Annotated in this window: 16 protein-coding genes; 8 read left to right on the top strand and 8 right to left on the bottom strand. The window is 50.9% G+C overall.

What is annotated here, in order from left to right; all coding sequences use genetic code 11:
• The first annotated feature begins 11 nt into the window (after positions 1–11).
• The 7 genes from ORD20_RS10750 to pgaD all read left to right on the top strand — a co-directional run bounded on the left by ORD20_RS10750 (position 12) and on the right by pgaD (position 8578).
• A complete protein-coding gene (locus tag ORD20_RS10750; protein WP_103374848.1) occupies positions 12–1187 on the top strand; it encodes an ATP-binding cassette domain-containing protein in 1176 nt (391 codons plus the stop codon).
• A 187-nt stretch (positions 1188–1374) separates the two neighbouring features.
• Positions 1375–3105, top strand: coding sequence for a YcaO-like family protein (locus ORD20_RS10745; protein ID WP_430626710.1), 1731 nt, complete (start codon positions 1375–1377; stop codon positions 3103–3105).
• Positions 3106–3123: 18 nt separating this feature from the next.
• Positions 3124–3666, top strand: a complete 543-nt coding sequence (locus ORD20_RS10740) for a hypothetical protein (protein WP_103374851.1) — start codon at positions 3124–3126, stop codon at positions 3664–3666.
• Complete coding sequence (locus ORD20_RS10735; RefSeq protein ID WP_103374852.1) at positions 3663–5405, top strand: MBL fold metallo-hydrolase; 1743 nt, start codon at positions 3663–3665, stop codon at positions 5403–5405. The genes ORD20_RS10740 and ORD20_RS10735 overlap by 4 nt, the downstream gene beginning before the upstream one ends.
• Positions 5402–6661, top strand: coding sequence for an MFS transporter (locus tag ORD20_RS10730; protein WP_103374853.1), 1260 nt, complete (start codon positions 5402–5404; stop codon positions 6659–6661). Before ORD20_RS10735 ends, ORD20_RS10730 begins: the two co-directional genes overlap by 4 nt.
• Positions 6662–6920: 259 nt before the next feature.
• On the top strand, positions 6921–8099 hold the full coding sequence (pgaC, locus tag ORD20_RS10725) for a poly-beta-1,6-N-acetyl-D-glucosamine synthase (RefSeq protein WP_255398095.1): 1179 nt from the start codon (positions 6921–6923) through the stop codon (positions 8097–8099).
• Positions 8100–8161: 62 nt separating this feature from the next.
• Positions 8162–8578: a poly-beta-1,6-N-acetyl-D-glucosamine biosynthesis protein PgaD gene (gene pgaD, locus ORD20_RS10720; RefSeq protein WP_103374854.1), complete on the top strand. Its 417-nt coding sequence runs from the start codon at positions 8162–8164 to the stop codon at positions 8576–8578.
• Positions 8579–8592: 14 nt separating this feature from the next.
• Here pgaD and ORD20_RS10715 read toward each other — a convergent pair whose 3' ends face one another.
• From ORD20_RS10715 to ORD20_RS10680, 8 genes are all read right to left on the bottom strand, one after another.
• The gene (locus ORD20_RS10715) at positions 8593–9633 is read right to left on the bottom strand and encodes a LacI family DNA-binding transcriptional regulator (protein ID WP_103374855.1); all 1041 of its coding nucleotides are present in this window, start codon (positions 9631–9633) and stop codon (positions 8593–8595) included.
• Between the two features lie 111 nt (positions 9634–9744).
• Positions 9745–11565, bottom strand: coding sequence for a cellulase family glycosylhydrolase (locus ORD20_RS10710; protein WP_158246203.1), 1821 nt, complete (start codon positions 11563–11565; stop codon positions 9745–9747).
• Between the two features lie 17 nt (positions 11566–11582).
• Entirely contained in the window at positions 11583–12950 is a 1368-nt protein-coding gene (locus ORD20_RS10705; RefSeq protein ID WP_242968349.1) for a GH1 family beta-glucosidase, read from the bottom strand.
• Positions 12951–12986: 36 nt separating this feature from the next.
• Positions 12987–13985: an ABC transporter ATP-binding protein gene (locus ORD20_RS10700; RefSeq protein ID WP_103374857.1), complete on the bottom strand. Its 999-nt coding sequence runs from the start codon at positions 13983–13985 to the stop codon at positions 12987–12989.
• Positions 13975–14979, bottom strand: a complete 1005-nt coding sequence (locus ORD20_RS10695; RefSeq protein ID WP_103374858.1) for an ABC transporter ATP-binding protein — start codon at positions 14977–14979, stop codon at positions 13975–13977. The genes ORD20_RS10700 and ORD20_RS10695 overlap by 11 nt, the downstream gene beginning before the upstream one ends.
• On the bottom strand, positions 14973–15920 hold the full coding sequence (locus ORD20_RS10690) for an ABC transporter permease (RefSeq protein WP_207654626.1): 948 nt from the start codon (positions 15918–15920) through the stop codon (positions 14973–14975). The genes ORD20_RS10695 and ORD20_RS10690 overlap by 7 nt, the downstream gene beginning before the upstream one ends.
• Positions 15921–16910: an ABC transporter permease gene (locus ORD20_RS10685; RefSeq protein WP_103374859.1), complete on the bottom strand. Its 990-nt coding sequence runs from the start codon at positions 16908–16910 to the stop codon at positions 15921–15923.
• 90 nt (positions 16911–17000) lie between these two features.
• Complete coding sequence (locus tag ORD20_RS10680; protein ID WP_103374860.1) at positions 17001–18641, bottom strand: ABC transporter substrate-binding protein; 1641 nt, start codon at positions 18639–18641, stop codon at positions 17001–17003.
• A gap of 496 nt (positions 18642–19137) precedes the next feature.
• Between ORD20_RS10680 and ORD20_RS10675 the strand changes: the two genes are divergently transcribed.
• Positions 19138–19758, top strand: a complete 621-nt coding sequence (locus ORD20_RS10675; RefSeq protein ID WP_103374861.1) for a trimeric intracellular cation channel family protein — start codon at positions 19138–19140, stop codon at positions 19756–19758.
• The last annotated feature ends 94 nt before the right edge of the window (positions 19759–19852 follow it).

Below are 19852 nucleotides of genomic sequence, written 5' to 3'. Positions count from 1 at the left end.
AGAATGAATTCGTGCCTCATGCGGCTTTTTTTAGTCCTCAAGAGGAGGATGTATCATGGGGGCAGGCGACATGGAAGCAAATCTCGGACCTCCTGATTGAAAAGCCATCGTTTCTCGTGTTAGATGAACCAACGCGTCATCTCGATCTTTCTCGACGCCGTCAATTATCTCGATGGCTCAACCAAACGGGTTACACCATGGTGTTGGTTAGTCACGACCTTGATTTTTTGGATGCCGTAGCCAACCGCACTTGGCACCTCGACGGCGGAAAGTTAAGGACTAGCGATGGTCCACCCTCCGATTATCTTGAGACGTTGCAATTAGAGCGCGATTCCTATAAACGGCAGTACAGTCAGCAACAACGGCGGATACGAGCGTTGAAAGAGGACATTGCAGAGACTAAGAGGCAAGCACAGCGTACGGAATCAGAAACGCACAGCGCCGGATCTAGAAAGAAAGCAAAAAAAGTTGCGCAAAAAGCTCGCGCTCGTGAGTCGAGACTCAACCATTATGCAAAGTCTGGTGAACAACTAGAACCCCTAAAGGAGGACCATTCCTTGCGGTACACGTGGGATCATGTCGCGGCGTCATCGGGCGTCATCGCGAAATTAGAAAGCGTCTCTTTAGACTGGTCTTCTCCCTGTTTAGAGAACATCTCGCTCGAAGTCCGTGCTGGGGAACGAATTGGGATTACCGGCGACAATGGGTCCGGAAAATCCACCCTACTAAACGCCATTTTAGGCCGCTTTCCGGGCACGATATCTGGTTATGTAAGACCTGTTAAGGAGTACGGATATATTGGTCAAGTCTTCCATCGTCCAAGATGCCAGACTTCTTGGGAATTTTTCCAGGACCATTCTTCTTTACCGCACGGTATGGGGCGGGCGTGGCTCCAGTCATATGGATTTAAGGAACGTCAACTGTTCTCTTCCCTCGCAACTCTTAGTGATGGTGAGTTGGTTAAGCTCCAAATTGCTGCATGGAGTGCTGCAGGAGTCGGGGTTTTGGCGTTGGATGAACCGGAACATCACCTTGATATGTTGAGTCTCGACACAATATCGCACGGGCTGCGACAGTTTCCAGGAACCATGCTGGTCGTCTCTCATCATCCCCGTTTTCTTACGGAACTCGGCGTGAACCTTATATGGCACGTGGCAGACAGGAGAGTGACTATCGAGTCGTTTTGACGATTCCCGTATGAATGGTTATAACAACCGGTCGAATAATGTAGAACAATGTCGAGAAAATTTTCCCGAAATTTCCCTGCCATGGGAAGGATTTTTACTAATGTTGATATAATTAACTAGTGCGGAAGAATTAGCCTAATGGGACACACGCCGCGCAGGAGGTGCAAAATGGACGAACGTTTGCGTGATGGGTCACGTTGGGGCCGATGTTTGGTTGATGGGCGTCGCGGGTGTACAGATCGAAGAACAAGGAAGTACGATGACGTGGACTAGACCAGATATCAAAATATCGTTTCGATCCAATCCTAGAGCAGTTGGAATCGCCTTAAAGATTTTTCGTGAACCGTTGCCGCGAAACCATTTCCCAGCAAATGACAGCGTGGTCGGGACTCTTATATCGCACGGATTCTTGGTGGAAGGTACGAATCCGGCCGAGACGCTTGCGTTGTCCATGCATTACCATGCCACAATTCCACTCAACGAGTTTCGTGCCTATTTCCCTGATACGATAAAAAGTCTCCAGGAGCGTGCAGCCGCAAAGACATGGGTTCCACAGCCACAGTGCTCGACGCCGTTGACCTCGACCGGGATTTTACGAGCTTCTGGCTTTATTCCCGTCCAGTCTTATTACGAGGCAGTATCTGATTCGTTGGTTGATGCCATACTTTCAAGTCTTTATGATGGTGCAAACCACAAGTTTCCGTCAGCCGGGGGGTTGTATCCTGTATATGTGGTTGCGGAACAACAGTCTAAAGATGGAACATGGCATTCACGCCAAACACAAGAAAATGGCTCGACGGAGTACCTGGGGCCAGACCTAGAGAACGATGGAAGTTTTGACGAAAACTTGTTGCGAGCATCTACCCGGTTTTGGGTATGCGCCAATTTGTCTGATGTCACGTTTAAATATGGGTCCCGAGGATACCGTTATGCGTTGCTTGAGGCCGGGCATGTGGCACAGACGCTCGTGCAGATCCTAAACGTAAACAACATCGATTGTCGTCCGTTCGGCGGCTTTCGTGATGACGTGATGCGCCGGCGCCTAAAATTACCAGCGTCTCACATCGTCATCTATGCTATAGGGGCTTTCCCTTTTCGACGATCGCGTCAGTGGATCGTCGGTGAGCAGTCGCGATTTGCTCGATTCGGGGCGACAACGATTCACTATTTTGAAGCGCACGGCGAGCGCGACAAGAGGGGTCGGAGGACTATAGGGTTTGCGGTCAATCGCGATTTCGCGTTGGCCCGGACAAAGGCGCATGCGGAATTGGCTGAGAGGATAGTTTTGGTGGAAGATGACACCTTTGGAAACAGCAATGGAATAGCGGCTCATGCGACATATGATGCTGCAGCGGCCCATGCAATTTTAGAACTGTACGAGCGCCATTGTGTTCTTCGCGCGTGGCATACGATGGTCGAAGTCCGACCGATAAAATTTCCGAAAAATGAAGTGACGAATGTAACTTATACATTAGCCGCTCGAGACCATGGACTAATTCGCTTATTGGATATCCGAGATCCCAAGTTTGACATTCCGTGTGTTTTGGCAGTAGTTTTTTCTCCCAGTCATGGAGGCATTCTGACCGCCTCTGCAGCAGCTCTGTCAGAATATGATGCTTCTGTCCAAGCCCTGTATGAATTAATTGTAGATAAATCTGAGACTGAGTTTCTGACTCGCTCGCAAAGGCAACCACGATCGATTTCCCCAAGATGGACGTCGCTCGAACGACTAGTCAGCGTCGCAACATTCACTGACTTATCGTTTAAGAGTCCGAGCAGCCTATATCACGTAGTTCGCGCCGAATCTGATCAACTTGTTCCGCTGTATTTTGGAGATCCTCCAAACGGTTTCTTTCAACTGGCCGAGCGTATCTTTGGAGAGCCGATTAAAAACGCACGCTTTCATCCGATTGGGTAGATTAGGAGGGAAAAACCTATGGCTAGTCATTCACTGTTGCAACAAAAAGACCGAATGGCCTGTGTGGATAATCTGTTGTCGTACCATGAAAGCGGAAATCAGGCGTGTGTTTGCGGGTTCCATCCTCCAAATGTGGTGCAGGCAATCATGGCAGAGGGAAAACGTCGTACAGTGTGCCGGGATATTCCTCGGATAAAGCAAACTCTCCCTAACACCGTAGCCCGAATTCCTGGAATCTCTAAGGCCGTCTTGGACTTTCTACGCGTATTGGCAACTGGTGAATTTGATGGATCGGGCCTGCCCATAGAAGTTGCCTTCGCGCGATATATCGTTTTATCTCCTCTATTTACTGCGGAGGTAAAGCAATATGCTGACTTTGAGGGAACATGTCGATATCTGGTTTCAAAACCCGGGATTACAGTTCGGATCCAGTGCCTAGGGGAAGTAGCGGTTCAATGCGTATCACAGTTAGCCCGATTGATCAAGCCTACAGATTTTATCACATTGAGGATCAGCAGTAAAAGCCATACCTTAAAGTTTTGGATGGAGGCTCGCCAATGAAATTGACCCGACTCTTTCACTCCTTCTTTAATATAAGCGAAGGAGCTCACAACATATTGATTGATCCGGCTATAGACTTCGAGTTTGAGTTTTGGTTGACCCGCGAAACCACGTATCCGGACCCTGCGGGCTATTTTGTCAATGCCGACGCAATAGTCCTTAGCCATGCCCACAGTGACCACTATCACATACCATCGCTCCTTAGTGTCGACCGTAGCGTTCCGATATTCGTGCCCGATGTGGATTGGGAAACCCCTCTCCCCATAGCTGAGGAACTTGTTGTGATGGGGTTTCAACATATCTACCGACTCAAGACTTGGGAGCCAGTGGCTATCGGCACGTTGCATGTGATAGGTATTCCGGCAAAGGCGTCCGTAGAAGGCACGCCTCAAATTTCTGTCGCGGTATTCTGCGAAGATCACGGTAACGTTTTTTATGATGCAGTAGACACCCTAGAGGACAAGAATATATTGCGCCAGATAAATGAAAATTTCTCAGCGGTAGATGTTGCAGCACTACCTGTTGGTTGCAGCTTTAACTTTTTAAATGTTCGCAATCAAATGTCCCCAAGCGTGGCGGCGCAGGTTTTGGACCTTTTACGTCCGCGCTTTTTCATTCCCACAGGTTTGAACACGGCACCCGTCCGATATGTTTCAACGGACTTTCCGATGTTTCCGTTCGACAACTCATTATTGGAGTTGCGATCTTTCGTATCCACTATACCCAGCGGCTGTTCGATTGCATGCATAGACCCTGGGACAACTCTCAACCTCACTAATACCCAGGAAGAAGCCTGGGTTGGTCGTACGCTCGTGGAATCCTCGTTTTATGCGACCGGAAGGTTGGCTAGCGCGTTAATTCGACGGAACGTCCGAGACACGGAGTACTTTGGTATACCTGCGACCCGCAACGTCCAACAATGGGTCACTGGAATCAAACGAATATTTCGAGACTTTGGTAGCGAAAAAGCATGGTCCCAGTCACTTGAGGATATCGTACGCCGTGTCCCGCCTACATGGATCGTTACACCACTCAATATGTACTTTCCTAGGACAATGGAGGCATTACTCGGCGACACCGCCGCCTATGACGATTTTGCCGTAGCTTTAGTGAACGACCTGGTGCATAGTAATGTGGAGTTTTCCGGTGTTTCGATGATTCAGCACTGTCTATCATTTATACAAATGTGGTTTTCGGCTTCGCAGTTTGTGTGCGAAATGGCATTGCTTGAGGCAATACAAGAGCTGCAAATGGTCCACCAATCGAACGTTCCGTCATTCAAGGACGCCACATGGGAAAAGGCGTTCCAAATTTACCTCGACCATTTGACGTTCTATCTTGATGAGAGTCCTCAGCACATTTTTCCCCGTTTTAACCCGTTATTCGGTCCGGTTACTGTGATGAAGTCAACGGTTCTATCGTTCATTGGGCAATCAACTAAGGTGGAAGGTGGCGACCTCCAATATCTTGCATTTATCTCACCTTCTTATTTCGATGATAAGCCGGTGAGTCTCCACATAATGAGCATCAAAAAACAGGAAGAAATAAGGCTTATTGAGGAGATAAGGAGATCACGAGGACGAATGTCATTGGAACAAATCGTACAGGAACATGGCCGTTCGCTGTTTACGAAGTTTGCAAAGAAATTGTTTAGGTTCACCCCTTTTTCCTTAGAGTATCATTGGCTGCCCGAAGCAGGATACGCCGATGACGATTGGTATACAAGTGTCGGCCTATGAGAAAAGGCAACCTGTTGGGTCTCAGCACTCCCTTCCTTTCCTTCGTTGGAGCCGAGGCCTTGATTGCTCTTGGTACCGGGATGGATATGGTGGTCTACTCGTTGTGGTTATTTCACCTCACGCGGTCGCCCTTGTTTGTTTCATTTGCGTTACTAGTTATCAGTTCTTCGCCGATGGTGTGGGGTCATGTCATTGCTCGGTTCATAGATCGCTCAAGGCCTTTCGCTCTTGTCTTTGTAGCGTATATGATGTTTGCTGTAGGAAGCCTCATTCCTTCATTCATCGATGCCTACAATGCTTGGCTATGGCCGGCACTAGTCATCGGGATGATGTTGAGTGGTTTTGGGTATTCAATCATCGGAGCGGTGTGGCCTGTACTAACGCGGCGTACATTGGATCCGGAGCAGTTTGCTCGTGCTGACGGAGTGCTCGGTATGGTATCGAACGCGAAGCTTTTCGTGGGGCCAACTCTCGGCGGTATTCTATTTTACAGTATAGGTCCTCATAACACTTTCAGACTTGAGGCGTTTCTTTCCTTTGCCGCTGCGGCTCTGGCAGTATACCTGCTTAGGCGGTTCCCTCTACGCTCTTCCGACGGTGCCGACATAGGATTTAAGACACCGAACGATAGGGACCGACACAGTGCCCGGGAGTGGTTGTCGCGTAACCCCGTTTTGCGGCTGTCCTTGGTCATTGCAATCCTTTCTGCCGTAGGGTTCGGCATAGTTAACGCGCTATGGACGCCTCTGTTGGTAGTGCGCTACCATGCCAATAGCTTGATTATTGGGGGAACCTATTTGGCGCAAAGTGTCGGCGGTTTAGGCGGCAACACCATGGTTTTGCATCGGTGGGGCAGAGCGCCGCAATTGCGGCGGATTAAATGGCTCTATTTGATTCTTACAGCAACTACTGCAATTTACACACTAACAGCTAGTAATTATTTTCTCTTTCCCGTGCTAATAATTGAGGGGATAGCCATCGAAGTCTTCCAACTGCCACTACGGTTAGTATGGATGAGCGTACCACCGGACCAATTGGTCGGGAAAATTACGTCCTATAGGTTGGCCATCACGAGTGGAATCTCGGCAGGTACGACATTGCTCGCAGGGTGGTTAGCACAACGAGTTGGGCTTCAGTGGGTCTTTTTAGGTGTTGCGACCACATTCTTGAGTGCGGCATTGATATCCTTTAAATACCATTCCCCAGCCATGAAAACATGGGACGAGCAGTTATCTTTAGTGGGTAGCGATGTCTGAAGATGATGCGAGCATGTTACAATCCCCAGGACCCGCCTCACAAATGTCCGCTATGGTCCTTTGGCTCAGAAGCTTGGGATCGGCTATGCTGCGTCGGTAATTAATTACGGATCCGATCCGGTTATAATAGCGATCCATGGATGGGAAAACCCATGATTGGTAGTGGCCCTGATCAACCGATTTTTGACCAGTTACCCTTCTTGAAGAAATGGCTCCGATCAACACGCGCCGTCCGAGTTTTGCTCAAGATGGAAAGTAGGTGATCCATCACAAAATCCGCATACCCATTTTTTATTATCCTTTGGTCATGAGTGTCATTTGGATAGTCGGTTCACTGATATTTTATTGGAGGCGAGAACGATCCTCGTCATTGCCTTCTATTGCCCATACCCCTCGGGTTTCCCTTCTGATACCGACCTTCAATGAACAAGACACTATTGTAGAGACCGTTGAAAAAATGCAGAACTTACACTATCCCAACTACGAGATTGTGGTTATTGACGATGGTAGTCAAGACAACACTCCTCAGTTATTGCGTCGCCTCATCGACCATGTCAGCAACTTGCGCGTTATTCGTACCCCGGCTAACCGTGGTAAGGCACACGCCTTAACCGTAGGACTACTGGCAGCACAAGGAGAAATTCTTGTTACGGTCGATTCGGATGCAATATTGGATCCTGATGCGCTAACCTTTCTTGTTGCGCACTTTGATCCCTCCCAGTCAGGCGAACGCGTCGGCGCTGTCACGGGCAATCCACGGGTGCGTAACCGCAATTCGTTGTTGTCCAAGATCCAATTAGTGGAATACGCCAGTATTATCGGCCTCATTAAACGTTCCCAGCGTATTTTAGGAAAAGTCATGACCGTTTCCGGTGTCATTGTGGCATTTCGTAAGCGTGCACTCCTCGACTGCGGCCTTTGGGATTCGGACATCATCACCGAAGACATTGCTGTCACCTGGAAATTGGAACAACGTTTCTGGGATATCCGGTACGAACCACGTGCGATTTGTTGGATGCTGGTCCCGGAGACCTTGCGGGGTTTGTGGAAACAACGCGTCAGGTGGGCGCAAGGAGGCTTAGAAGTGCTGTCTCGACATTGGCATGCCTTGTTCATCTGGAAACAACGGCGGTTATGGCCAGTCATTATTGAGCAATACACAAGCATCGTTTGGGCGGTCGTGTGGGTCGTGTTTACCCTTATTTTAATGGGAAGGATGATCGTTACCCATGGTTTCTATGTACCCATTTTTTGGATGGGAACGTACTTGGCCGTATTATCCTTAATTCAAGCCGCTGTTGCCCTAACGATAGACCATCATTATGAGCACGGTGTGATTAAATACTACTGGTGGAGCGTATGGTATCCGAGCCTATATTGGTTTATCAATGCGGTCGTTATCGTTTTTGCTTTGCTGCGATCCCTAGTCCACCATTAATCGTCCCCCAAATATGCGGTGTGGACCAGTCCCGACCGCGGAATAACAGAAGGAATGTCCCGATGATTATCAACGGTCGCCAATCACGAGGCAAGCGCCTTTTGGAATACCTCACAACCGTAAGCGGATGGATTTTGATGTTGTCCCTGGCCACGCAATTTTTACTCTCATTACTTTTGTGGGGTCTCGGCATTACCTATGTCAAACGGTATCTTTGGGTGACTGCCGAGCCCGCTTTAACGTGGCATGTTCTCGTCGTCACATGCGTTGTTGCCATCGTGGCAGGTATAGTCATGGGCTTGTGGGGACATTACAACCGCACGCGCTATGGCCTGTTACACCGCCGCCACATGCCCGAGCCAGTTAGCCTACAAGAGCTCTCTACGCACTTTGGTATTCCCCAAGAAACTCTTAACCAACTGCAATCAGCGCGGTGGGTAGAATATGATGACGATGTGACTCTTCTCTCCAACCCTTAAGGCCACTGCCCTTGTCACGCTTCCTTGGGCATATCAGGAGCAAGAAGCGACTGAGTCATTGTACTATTGCGCCATACAATCTCGGTCGGAATGGTTAAATGCTGCGGAAGAGAGTGTTGGCCGTTACGCAGCATCTCTAACAGCAATTGGGCGGCAGCCTGTCCTAGTTCTACCATTGGCTGTTTAACCGTGGTGAGTGCCGGGTACACAATGGTGGCCGCATCCACATCGTCGAATCCCGTAACACTAATGTCTTCAGGGATGCGCAAGCCGTGCTCTTGAAACGTTTGCATGGCTCCAATCGCGGCTAAATCGGCCGAAAATAACACCACTTCTGGCCGCTCTGTCATGCGCAGAATCGTCTCAGCAGCCGCTCGCCCGCCGGCGTATGTGAAATTGTCATTCCATATCCAGTCGGGCCGGGGTACCAATCCCACGTCCCGCAGTCCACTATAAAAACCTTGCAGACGCTCCATCGCCGGCAGCATGGTAAGCGGGCCATGGGCAAAGCCAAAGCGGCGATATCCTTGCTGATAGAGAAGATGAACTAACTGCTGCACACCCTGCCGGTTATCCGACATGACACTGGCCGCCGATGGCCCGGTCAGAGTGAAGTCCAGCCCGACCATGGGGACGGCGGTTTCCATGAGGGCATCGAGATCCGGCGGCTTCCCAATCAGAAAAAGCCCATCCACCGCACGGTGTTTAACCCGTTCGACAAAGCCCCAATGGTCGAAAGGTTTACGGCTGTTGCTAAACATGAGCAAGTCATAGCCTTGTGATCCAATCGCCTGCGAAAATGCCGTTAACACCTTGGCAATATAGGGATGCATCAGCCCAGATTGATCATGGGTTTCAAAAATAAGGCCAATCATGTGCGTCTGATTGGTTACCAAATGGCGGGCCGACGCTTTAGGATAGTAATGTAATTCCTCCACGATCTTGAGTACCTTTTGACGGGTTTCCGCGCTGATATCGGGATAGCCGTTTATGGCGCGGGAGACACACGATACAGAAACCCCCGCGCGCTTGGCAATATCTTTGATCGTGGCCATGGTTCGTCGCTCCCTCTTTCCTGTCCGCCCAATTTCTCTTCACCAGCCTATACCCGTCAAGCCATTTCTCAAAATATACCGAATCTGGCAAAATACGTCGAGCGCTGTCCTTTAGGACAAATATCCACTCCACCACGTATGCGGGGCTAAGGTCACGCCTTGCGGACACGGCGTCCCGTCTTGGTCCCGTAGCGATCCGGCGCGGCTTCGCAGACCAGATGGCCGCTCCCCGTGATTCATCGCGATGATCCGTCCGGTTGTAGACCGTGCTAACTGAGTGCTCGTACCCACAATTTGAATGTCGGGATAAATGTTCAGTGCCGCCAAAAGGCTCTGGTATAACGCCAATAAGCTTTCCAGACGAACGGGAGATGCCTCCCAACCCACGGCGTTTGTTACGATGGACCCACGGCCTACTTGATAGCGAAAGAGCACGGGGCGCTCGTCTTCTAGGTGAGCCCATACTTCTGCCCCTTGTGCACCTAGCGTCACAAAAGGAACCGACATTCCCGGGGGCAGCGTAAAATCAATCGTATCGCCGAAATGGCATGTTAGGCGTTTTGGTCCAGACAGTGTCTCGATGACGTTGTACCGTCCTTCATAACGTACGCCCAACTGTTCTTTCATTTGCGGAAACCAAAAGGTGTGGGAGTACGCCACATAAAGGTGTCCTCCACGCTCGACCCAGTCCCATAAGCGCTGGCGAAGAGGCTCGCCAATGCGCGGAGCTACTAAAAAGATGACGCTGCAGTCGTCTAGTTCGGGTAAGGTGGGGATAGTCTCTATTATCGCCGTTTGAGAGGGCATAGGTTCGCGCAATACGCGGGGATTGAATCCCAGCTGCGCTAAGGTCATGAGCATGGCCTGCGCAACGCGGGTTTGCAATACGCCTTCTGGGCCGCGCGCAAAAGGTACCATCGCGGTTTGCAAGGCAGGCACTAAAATCCCGGTGGCGTCATGCTGTACGGCGCCAAAGCCTTGACTGACTTCTGCAAACTGGTGCATTACATCTCCTGTGGCCTTACGCTGGCCTGTGGTGGTCATAAGCCCAAACGTTAACTCAAAGGGATGGTGGGCATACGGCAATTGTTGGGGTAAATCAAAGTCCGTCAAGCACCATGCCCATGCTCCAACCGCGCCCGCCATCAAAGCGCCGGTTAACTGGGAACGATAAAAAGCTGCTTGCCCATCTGCCGAGCCAAATGCGTCTGTGGTGCCAAACTCTTCGAGCAACACCGGGTTTTCTCCCTGCGCAAGCGCACAATGGACATAAGAGGCCATGGCCACGGCTAACGCGTCCTCGTTTTCAGGATACACATGCGGCCCCACAATATCCACGGCCCGGGACAATAACTCCACAGCAATCCCGTTATCAACGCCCATGGCATTCCATAAACCATCCCCCATGGTAATCGGGCGGTTTTGCATGTCATGATCGCGCACCGCTTGGACCATGCGCCGAATCCAACCGTCAAAGACCTCGGGCGTCGTCTTCCCCGCGTAAAGCGGCCACTCGTTCGTCAACACCCAGCCAGCTACGCTATCATAGGAACTTAGCCTTGTCACAGCACGGCGGATAAAGCTTTCTTCGTGGTCTAACATCCAAGGGTCTGTCCACAAATCCCGGCCTTCGCGCCACAGCGGATCCCAATTTTGACCTGACATATGGCCAACCAGCAATGTGGGAAAGGTCTTAAGACCCGCCTCTTGCACCAACGATAGAAATTCATCAACATGGGCCCAACACGCCTCGTTATCCACGCCCGGGCTCGGTTCAAAATCTGGCCAGTAGAGAAACCATCGCAAGGTGGTCAGGCCCATACTTTTTGCCGCCTTGAGCTCTTCCCTTACCACTTGTGGATTAAACTGCGTCCACATCAACGGCCCACCTTGCCGGCTCCAATAATTCGCACCTAATGAAAATCCGTCCATACTGTCTCCTCCCCCCTTTACCCCTGCCCGTGGCCCCGGCGATGTCGGGCAATCAGCTCTTTGTACCACTTGGCGCTGTCCTTTAAGATGCGCTCTTGCGAAGCAAAGTCGACATAGACGATCCCAAAGCGTTTGGAGTACCCGTAGGCCCATTCAAAGTTATCCATTAAGGACCACAAATAATAGCCTTTCAATGCCCCACCTTCCTCTACAAAACGCTGTGCCGCTTGTAAATGGCTTTGTACGTACGCGGTGCGCAGAGGATCATGCACCTGGCCATCAGCATCTACCGCATCCGGATACGCTGCGCCATTTTCGGTAATATATAAAGGTAAGGCTGTATATTCACCCGCTAAGCGTTTGAGCAGTCGGTACAAGGAGTCTGGATGCACTTCCCATCCCATTTCCGTGACCCGGTCCTTAGGCGGTACCACATGGCCTAGCTGCAACAAGGACGTCCCCGGCTCGTCAAAGACCACGGAGCGTGTGTAGTAATTCACCCCCAGAAAGTTCATGGGTGTAGAAATGGTTTCTAAATCCCCTGGGCGGATAAACCGAAAATTTTGCACATAGGGCCTGAAGATATCCAGCATATCCTCCGGATAGGCCCCACGAAATAAGGGGTCTAAAAACCAGCGGTTGGAAAAGCCATCGCCCCGGCGGGCTGCCGCCCGGTCCGCATCGGTGTCAGTCTTTGGATCTGTCACGTTGAGATTGAGGGTAATGCCAATTTGTCCTTTAAGTCCCATAGCACGGTACAGCTTAACCGTTTCTCCGTGAGAGAGGAGAATATGGTGGCTTGCCAACACGGCTTCACGCCAGTCACGGTGCCCAGGCGCATGCTCCCCCAGTCCGTAGCTAAGAAACGACGCACACCACGGTTCGTTATGCGTAATCCACTGGGGAATGCGGTCTCCAAACGCCTGAAAGACCATTTGCGCATAATCGGTAAAATAGCGCACGGTATCGCGATTGGCCCATCCTCCACGGTCTGCAAGCCATTGCGGCAAGTCCCAATGGTAAATGGTGGCGGCTGGTGTCACATTTCTTTCCGCCAAGGCATCAAGCAGTCGGTGGTAAAAATCTATACCGCGGGTATTCAAGCGATTGTCTTCGGTCACAATGCGCGGCCATGCCAATGAAAACCGGTAAGAGGACACCCCTAAGTCGGCGATCAGGTCAACGTCTTGGCGATAGCGATGATAATGATCACAGGCGATATCTCCGGTTTCCTGTCCCAACACCTTACCTGGCGTATGGGAAAAGGTATCCCAGTGCGATGGCGTCCGCCCATCTTCGGCCACAGCTCCTTCAATTTGATACGAGGAGGTTGCCACCCCAAAAATAAAGTCTGCAGGGAAAGTCAAATCGTATTTGTCGGTCACAATGTCACCTCATTAGAGAATTTCCTATCTCGGGTTTTACGGAAGCGGCTTTACACTGATAAGAGCGTCGGGATGATAGCATGCCACCGAACGCTCCGGAGCCACAACCGTCATAGGCGGCATGCTGTTTGTGCATTCGGTCGTCGCTGACAAACATCGGGGGGCAAACGGACACCCTACCCGCGCTTCACTCAGGTCTGGTGGTTGATTGTCCTTTTCCGGCAACCGGTGGCGTGTGGAACTGCCCGGTGTCGCGGCCAACAACAGTTTGGTATAGGGATGCAAAGGATTGCGAATCAGGTCCCGAGACGGAGCGGATTCCATAATCTTTCCCGCATACAAGACCATAATGCGGTCCCCAAAATAGCGTGCTGAGGCCAAGTCGTGGGTCACATATAAAAATGAGAGGTGAAAATCACGCTTGAGCTGGCCCAGCAATTGCAAGATGCCCGCGCGAATGGAGACATCCAGCATTGAAATCGGCTCATCCGCCACTAAGAACTGCGGCTGAACCGCTAAGGCTCGGGCTATGGCCAGACGTTGGCGCTGACCGCCCGAAAGTTCATGCGGAAATTTCTTTCGCGTCTCATTCACCGGGGTAAGGCCCACGCGCTCCAAGAGGTCATCAATCAGCTGGTCGACGCTCTCTTTATTGCCCCCTTGGTGTTTGCGAATCGGAAAGACTAAGTGATTCTCCACGGTTTTGACAGGATTAAGCGAGGCAAACGGGTCTTGGAAAATCATCTGCGCTTGACGCCGATACGCAGTGAGCTCCCGGCCTTTGATATGACTAACATCGGTGCCAGCTACGCTAATACGGCCGAAAGAAGGTTCTAAAATCCGTAAAAGCGCCCGCCCAATTGTAGTCTTGCCACTCCCGGATTCCCCCACTAACGCCAGAACTTCGCCTGACCCTATGGTAAAGGAGACATCGTCCACGGGACGGATAAATTGGCGTCCCCCTCGCAGAGGAAAGCGCACAACCAAATGATCGACCGTCACTAAGGGAGCAGCCGCTAATGGCTCAAGAGACATGAGAGAACTCACCTGCCTTCTGGGGATCAAAACGGTGGCATGCAATCAAACGTCCTTGCCAATCGCGCGGTTCTGGGCGTTCTACCGTACACAGCGGCACGGCATAGGGACACCGGGGATGGTACGCACACCCCGTGGGCAGCGTGACCAAATCCGGCGGATGACCCGGGATACCTTCGATCACGACATCTTCATGCGTAAGGCGCGGAATAGCCCGCATCAGTCCTTGGGTATAAGGGTGATGGTCTTGATCCGAGACGGTTAAACCGCCACTTTCCGTGACCTCGACAAATCGCCCGGCATACATAATGGCGACGCGTGATGCCAATTCGGCGACCAGGCTGAAGTCATGGCTGATAAAGAGGACCGCAAAATGCCGTTCTTGCTGCAAATCTTGAATTTGTTCCAAAATCGATCGCTGAACGACTACATCTAAGGCGGTGGTCGGTTCGTCCATAATCACCAATGCCGGATCCAATGCCAAGGCAATGGCAATGACAATGCGTTGTTTCATACCCCCAGACAGTTCATGCGGGTAGCTTTTCCCGTGTTTCCGGGCAATACGCACCAGATCCAGCAATGCGTAGGATTTTTGCAAGGCCTCCGCTTTCGACATCCCGGGCCGATGCGCCAAGAATACGTCTACCATTTGCTGCTCCACGGTCATGACCGGGTTCAACACTGTCATGGCGCTTTGAAATACCATCGACATGGCCTCCCAGCGAAACTTCCGCAAGGTTTTGGCGTCCATGTCATAGACGTTTTGCCCTTTGATCAGAATTTCTCCGTGGGTAAGGTGGGCACCTCCTCGCAAAAGGCGCATAATTCCGGTGGCCAAAGTGGATTTGCCGCTGCCCGATTCTCCGATTAATCCCACGATCGTATTGGGCATCAGTTCTAGGTTCACATGTGAAACCGCTTGCACCGGACCTGCTGGCGAATCATAGGCAATCGACACATCGCGCAGAACCAAAACGGGTTGCTCGCTCACCATATCACCTTCTTTTTGGCCTTGGGCAGTTCCCGTAAGCGCGGATTAGTCAGTTGGTCAATCGCGTAATTCATCAACACCAAACTGAGTCCCACCAAGGCGATTCCCAAGCCCGGCGGAATGAACCACCACCAACCGCCTGTCAGAATGGCATCACCTTGGGAAGACCAATACAGCATTGTCCCCCAGGAAATTGATGACACGTTTTCTAGTCCTAAGAAGGCCAGCCCGGATTCGGCTAAAATCGCCGCCAAGCACGCATACATGATGTTCGACGCAATAATCGACGTCATATTAGGCATGATTTCCATCACCATCACGCGCAGATCTGACGCCCCCGTCAATTTGGCCGCGGTCACAAAATCCCGGTGCGCCAATGACATGGTTTGGGACCGGAAGACGCGAGCACCCCAGGCCCATCCCGTCAAGCCAATAATCAATCCATTGAACACGGGCGTGCTGTTGTGCACATAGGACTCGATTAAGATCAATAACGCTAACCCTGGCAGCACCAGAAAAATATTGCTCAGAAAGTTGAGAATCGTATCCGTCATCCCGCCGCGGTAACCAGCCGTCACCCCAATTAACAAGCTTAAAGCGGTGGCCAGCATGCCAGCCCCGATTCCTACCACGAGCGTCGAGCGAGCTCCGTACAAAAACTGAGAAAAAATATCCTGGCCCTGCGCGGTAGTGCCAAACCAGTGCTGGGCACTCGGATGCAGCGAGGGCGCAAATTGGGTCGACGTGGGACTATACGGAGCAATCCACGGAGCCAACACGGCGAGTGCCACAAAGAACAGGAACAGGCAAAACCCTACCGCCGATTTGCGATTAGAAAACATGATTTGCACCACGCGGCGCATCGCCCCGACCTTCCGCGGGCGGGTCGCAGGTGAATGGCTGGGCGGCACACCGGGCCGCTGCACTGCTGAATTTTGAGCCATTTAGTGTGTCTCCCCTCCTTGGCGCACTCGTGGATCAAGCCGGGCATACAGCAAATCGACAATCAGATTAACCACCAGCACGGAGACGGCAATGATGAGGAACGACGCCTGAATCAACGGCAAGTCTTGTGACAAAACGGCGTTGGTAAGTTGAAACCCAATGCCCGGATAGGAGAAAACGACCTCTGTTAATATCGAGCCGCTGACAATCAATCCCATAGCCAAGGCAAAACTGGTTACTTGCGGCAATATGGCGTTGCGCGCCGCATAGCTTGACATGACGCGCCAAGTGGAGACACCTTTTGCTTCAGCAAAAATCACGTAATCCTCTCCTAAGGTATTGACCATGTTATTGCGCATGCCAATCACCCACCCGCTTAACGATCCCAAGAAGACAGTCAGCCCTGGCAACAGCCCATGGCGCAGTACACTCGCAATAAATGGGCCATTAAATCCCGGCGTAACCGTGTTAGAGTACGCATGGCCTAAAGGAAACCAATGGAGTTCAAAGGCAAAGACAAATAACAGGATGGTTCCTGTCCAGAAGTAAGGCATCGCTTGCAAAAACATTGTCGCTACTGGCAACGTATTGTCTAATAGCCCTCCGCGCCGCCACGAAATATAAATACCTAAAACCGTTCCCACGACCACCGCAATAAACGTGGCAGTTCCCACCAAACCAATGGTCCAAGGCAAACTGTGTGCAATCACGGTGGCAACCGGCGTGGGATAGTACGTATACGACAATCCCCAATGCAAGGTCAAAAAGCTCTTAAGATAATTGACATATTGCAACAAAATGGGCTGATGCGAAAACCCAAATTGCAGCTCCAAAGCATGCAACGCCTGAGGATTTAACTGGCCCTGAAACTTCGCAAACATGGCTAATGCTGGATTGCCTGGAATCATTCGCGGCAGAATGAAATTCAGGGTCATGGCAGCCCATAAACACACGACAAAAAAGAGGACCTTTTGAGTCACGTACCGCATTCTCTGTCCCGCCTTTCCTCACCACATCCCCGCTGTGTCCAAGGCGGTCCAAGGCGTCACGCCTTGGACCCCGCGACAGACATCTTTTCGTTAGGATTTGGGCGTTAGGTGCTCTACGACAATTTCCGGCGCGGGCCAGCTATACGGCGCATTCGTCACATAAGGATCAGATTGCGTAGGCCACCCCGTGTAATTGGCTGTGCTGTATTCATCCCATAGCGCACCGTCCAGTACCGGAATAAATGGCAGGTCATTGACCATAATCCCTTCTAACGTCTCAATCGCTTGTTTCTGCACCGCCGGATTCGTACTTGAGGCATAAGCGTTTAAGGCGTTGTTCGTGGCGGCATTGTTCCAGCCTTCAATATTCCAGTCACCGGTCGAACCTAAAGAGTTATACAACGCGTAGTACGGTGTTGGCCCGGGATTGGTCCAAGACATGGCCAAATCATATTTGCCGCCTTGCAAATTAGCCACGTACTCTCCGTAGGCATCTTGCGTGACCGTAGTTTGAATGCCAATGGCACTTAATTCTTGGGCCATGATGGCACAGTCTGCATCCCAGTCAGACCATCCTGCTGGCACCTGAATGGTCAAGGAGAGCGGCTGGCCCGATGGTGATACAAACACTCCCGACGCATTTTTCTTAAATCCGGCTTTCTCTAAGATCTGTTCCGCTTTTGTGGGGTTGTACGTTTCCGATACAGGCAGACTCGGGTTTAAATAGCTTTTTTGAAACGGTAGCACCAATGCCGTGGGGCTGGCGGCTTTCTCGTAGCCATATTCGCCTTTTTGGCCCAATTCCGGTCGATTGATGGCGAGATTAATTGCTTGGCGAACCGCCAATTGGCTTAACAAGGGGTTTTTCAAATTGGGAAACAGGCCTACCACTTCATAAGGGGCAAACCAGTAATGGTTATTAGGGCTCTTGGAGGTATATACGCCCTTGATATCCGGGATAAACTGTCCACTCCATCCTACTTGTCCCGCAGCCAGTGCCTCATTAAGCGAGTTGTTGCTATCATACGCGGGCACCTCAATCACCGGCACTTTGGGCTTGCCTAAATAGTAATGGGGATTCGCCGTGAATTTGTAGTCTTCGGCATTGAAAGAACTTAAGAGATAAGGCCCTGTACCTACCGGCTGGCTATTCATGTATTTGGCTGGATCAGAAATTTTCGACCAAATGCTTTCGGGCACAATATACGTTTCTAACACATAGACACCGAAAGGCACATCAGTTTGGTTGAACTGAAAAACGACGGTATGCGCATTGGGCGCAGTGACCGACTGGAGTTTCGTCCACACACCGGACGTGTCTAACGCCGGGTTTTGCTTCAGCAAATTGAACGTGAACACGACATCTTTTGAGGTAAAAGGCGTCCCATTGGTCCACTTGACATTGGTGCGCAAGTCGACGGTAAGCGTCTTGCCGCCGTCGCTCCATTGATACGACTGCCCCAACAGCCCGTATTGATTACTGCTAACGGTGCTAAAGTAAAATAACGGTTCATAAATAAATCCATCCGTCCCGGGGTTATTGGATGTCGAGAACGGGTTAAAATTGTCAGTATATGACCCATAGGGAGCGGGAGCCATGATTAAAGGCTGCGCCGTGCTAGAAGCCGCGGACGTTGTGCTGGCGTTCGAGCTGGATCCACACCCAGCGAGCGCTCCCATCATCAACACAGCGGAGCCTGCAGCTAATGTTGTTTTACCGATGCGCTTCATATTTTTCCTCCTCGGGATGACCCTTGGGTTCCACTGTCACCCTGCATGCAGCAAACCCACATCGTTAATTGACACTATATTTAGATATTTCTCCACCCGAATGTCTTGGCGAAGAAATTACTCCAAAAACGTTTTCGGGAAATCGCATGATGACCTCGTTATCTGTTAATTCAGTCGCATGCGACTATTAAATAACAACCCATTATTGGCTTATATACGGCATTTTTGCAAGAGATTTTTTCTCTCTCGATAAGAAATTTCCTCATCTCCCACTCGGCTTCAAAAACGTTTTTGACTGTTGGCAGACGTCACGCCATGCGGCACTTGGATATCCAGGAGAAGGGATTCCTGTCGCCGAAACAAACCGCTATACTGATGCACGAGATACACCTTCACTATAAGGCGGCGGATATTTTGAATAGGCTGCTGAAGGCGGAACCGCGCATTTGGTATGGTGGGAAGATGGCACAGCAAACGACTTAAGGTGGGTTTACATTTGGTATTAACGATTTTAAGCATTATCGGCAGTGCCGCATTTGCGATGAGCGGCGCACTGGTAGCCATTGAAGAAGACTATGACATTTTCGGCATCATGGTGCTGGGCTTTATGACTGCTTTCGCAGGAGGCATGATTAGAAATCTGATTGTTGGTCTTCCCATAGCCATGGTTTGGCACCAAAATGGCGCTTTCATCGCTGCGCTCATTGCCATATTACTGGCCATTCTATCGCCCTCGGCTGTGGTAAAATACGGGCTCAAAACCATGCTCATCTTTGACGCGCTTGGGTTGTCGACCTTCGCCGTGGAAGGCGCATTGTACGCCGCCCGTATTCATGCCCCCTTGAGCACAGTGATGGTTGCCGCCGTCATGACCGGCACCGGCGGAGGGGTCATTCGCGACATTTTAGCACAGCGCAAGCCGCTTGTTTTGCGTGCCGATATCTACGCGATGTGGGCTTTATTAGCGGGCGCCATCATTGGATTTCAATGGATCCAAACCCAAAGAGATTGGCACATCTATACTTTGATTATCGCTATTTTCGGCCTGCGCCTATTGTCCATGAAGTTTCACTGGAGGCTGCCTCATGCTCGCGAGTCTTTAAACTCTACCCCTTGATATCATAGTAAAGATTCATCCAGTGATACCTTCGAAAGTAGTCATTGCTTTTAATCACCACATGTAAGAAGATGCTTACGCTAACGCCGCTAGA

Origin of the sequence: Sulfobacillus thermotolerans (assembly GCF_039623705.1) — a bacterium.
GTDB lineage: Bacteria > Bacillota > Sulfobacillia > Sulfobacillales > Sulfobacillaceae > Sulfobacillus > Sulfobacillus thermotolerans.
This window is presented reverse-complemented; position numbering and strand designations above follow the sequence as displayed.